We start from the raw sequence: 2,320 nt of genomic DNA, 5'->3' as shown, positions 1-2,320 counted from the left end.
TGAGTATAACTTTGGTCAACTACAAGCTGAGCTGTTTCTAATTTTATTGCTGCAGAATACGTTGCGCGTTTTAATTTCGTCATTTTTTCACCCAAATTTGTATGCTTATTAGCATAACATTCCTCTCTTAATGGGTGGCCAAAATCACTGTACCACTACAAATCTGATATATGCACCAAATGGAGTGATGAAAACCTCATTAGCAAAAACTTTTTTAAAAATATCGGAAGGAAAAGTACCAGAAGAATTAGTTTATGAAAAAACTCCTTTCTTCGAGATAAAATCAGATGGTACGAATATTAATGCTGAAAATATATTGGTAGTTGAGCCATTTAGCCCTAGTTTTGATTCGAAAAATTTATCAACCTTATTAGTGAACCAAGAAATGAAAACGGTTTATGATAAAGTCTATAAAGATATATTAGATGCGAAAAAAAGGTTAATTACTGAATTAAATAAAGTATCAAAAGTAAAAAAAGAAGAATTAGAAAGTACAATAAAAAGCGACCTAGGTCTCCCCGATCTATTTGAATCTATAAGGTTTCTCCAATTAGCTAATATAGGAAATGACTCGTACTCGAAACTGCCATATACAAAGATATTTGACCCAAAAGTTACAGAATTATTGTCAGATGAGACTATTAAATCAGGTATTGCTGATTATACAGACAGATATAACGACTTGATCGAAAGATCACCTATATTTAAGAAAAATGGTTTTAATCCAGTTAAAGCTAGCACCATAATTAGTTCATTGAAAAAAGAAAAATTCTTTGAAGCTGAACACAAAGTGTTGCTTAATGGAAATGGGGAGCCTCTAAATTCTCTTGCAGAATTAGAGGTAGCAATCGAACATGAAAAAGAAACTATTTTAGGTGATGGTAATTTAAAAGTTATATCACAAAAAATTATTCAAGGTGTTGCTCCTGTAAAGGCATTTCAAGAATTACTAGAAGATTGCCCTGAGATTTCAACTGAATTAAATGATATTCAAAATTTCAAAAAAATAATTTGGTGTTCATACTATATTGAAAAAAAAGTACTTTTCGATAATTTATTAGCCTTATTTGATGCAGGTAAATCAGAGTTGGCGGCAATAGAGGCTGAAGCTGAAACTGAGAAAACTCTTTGGCACGAGGCTACAGAGGTATTTAAAGAAAGGTTTCATGTTAACTTTTCAATAAGTATTGAAAACCAATCTAATGCCATACTTGGAACTATTGCACCAAATATAGTATTCACTTTTCAAAAAGGTAGTGATCAGCCAGTTAAATTTGATCGAGGGCAGCTCAATTCACTAAATTTTTTATCTGTAGGTGAGCGACGAGCAATGTATTTGCTTTACGTTATATTTGAATTCAAAGCTAGGGAAGCTAAAGAGCAAAATACTTTAATTATAATAGATGATATTGCAGATTCCTTTGATTATAAAAATAAATACGCAATCATCGAATATCTAAAAGAACTATCTGAAAATAGCCTTTTTAATCTATTAGTATTAACACATAATTTTGATTTTTATAGAACATTCCAAAGTAGAGTCTTAGGTAATGGGAGTAAAAGAAAGCATTCTTTTATAGCTCAAAAAAATGATAATACAGTCAATTTAATAGGTGGCGGTGATAATTTTATTACCGAACCATTTGATTACTGGAAAAAGCATTTTGGCGAAATACCTCAAATTATTATTGCAATGATTCCTTTTGTTCGTAATTTGGTCGAATATAGAAGCGGAAATAAATGCAACGATTATTTAGATTTGACGTCTTTACTTCATATAAAATCTAATACAAAAGAATTTAAGCTTGGCGACCTAGAAGTCATGATATCCAATACAATGAATGAGCTACAGCTTTCAGAGAATATAGATAAAGCGATGCCTGTTATTGACTTTATTTATACAACTGCTGATAGAGTTGTTCAAACTCTAATCGATAGTGTGGATGAAATTCGATTAGAAAACAAAGTTGCCTTATCAATAGCTATAAGATTAAAAGCTGAAGAATTTATGTTAGATCACATTATTGATACTACGCCAATTAACGGTATGCAAACAGCTAAACTATATGATCGTTTATCGAAAGAAAATATTGATAAAGGTGAGACTTTTAAAAATATTAGAAAAACGCTTAGCCAAGTTGTACTAATGACTCCAGAAAATATACATATGAATTCTTTTATGTATGAGCCACTAATGGATAGAGGGCGTTCAGAATTCTGTGTCAGCCTAAATTGCTAAATATCTAGCACACCATCTAACCTACCTTCGAAGTGGATGGCCAATTGCGACAATGTCAGATTCCAGTTATGGATTGGCATT

At 31.4% G+C, this 2,320-nt stretch carries 1 protein-coding gene; it reads left to right on the top strand.

What is annotated here, in order from left to right; genetic code table 11:
• The first annotated feature begins 187 nt into the window (after positions 1–187).
• Positions 188–2,239: an AAA family ATPase gene (locus tag I6F49_RS20080; protein ID WP_197181737.1), complete on the top strand. Its 2,052-nt coding sequence runs from the start codon at positions 188–190 to the stop codon at positions 2,237–2,239.
• The last annotated feature ends 81 nt before the right edge of the window (positions 2,240–2,320 follow it).

It is taken from the genome of Pseudoalteromonas sp. SWN166 (assembly GCF_015864485.1).
GTDB lineage: Bacteria > Pseudomonadota > Gammaproteobacteria > Enterobacterales > Alteromonadaceae > Pseudoalteromonas.
Note: the sequence above shows the minus strand (reverse complement) of the source record. Positions and strands in the feature narration are given on the sequence as shown.

Coding starts and splice junctions, on each gene's coding strand:
- I6F49_RS20080 (WP_197181737.1), top strand. CDS start 188: ATGAAAACCTCATTAGCAAAAACTTTTTTAAAAATATCGGAAGGAAAA.